The following is a 337-nucleotide window of genomic DNA, read 5'->3' as shown; positions in this document are numbered from 1 at the left end:
CCTTCCACGGATCAAGGCTCGCGAATGGGATCAACACGTCCGGATGCTCGGCACACGAGGCGGCTACTTCCTCGTTCCGGATCGGTGGATGGCCGGTGGCGGTCTCGGCGTCCACAGTGAACACCACGGCGGCGATGCGTCGCTGCCGATAATAAGCCGCCATCTCGGGAATCGTGGCCTGCGCCTTGTCGGTCTTGAAATACGTCCCCTTGGCCGCCTCGAGCTCCGGGCTCAGCGACGAGTGACCGTCTGCGGAGATCTCCGCATGTGTGTGGACGTCAATGGCGACCAGATCCGCCACATCGATGGCGTCGGGCTCAGACAAGTCCAACCTCCT

Annotated in this window: 1 pseudogene; it reads right to left on the bottom strand. The window is 63.2% G+C overall.

Features of this window, described 5'->3' with window-relative positions:
• Positions 1-325, bottom strand: a pseudogene (locus tag ELR45_RS41535) (4-hydroxyphenyl-beta-ketoacyl-CoA hydrolase); the annotation flags it as partial.
• Positions 326-337 lie beyond the last annotated feature (12 nt).

This window comes from Phytoactinopolyspora endophytica, assembly GCF_004138495.1.
Taxonomy (GTDB): Bacteria; Actinomycetota; Actinomycetes; order Jiangellales; family Jiangellaceae; genus Phytoactinopolyspora; species Phytoactinopolyspora endophytica.
This window is presented reverse-complemented; position numbering and strand designations above follow the sequence as displayed.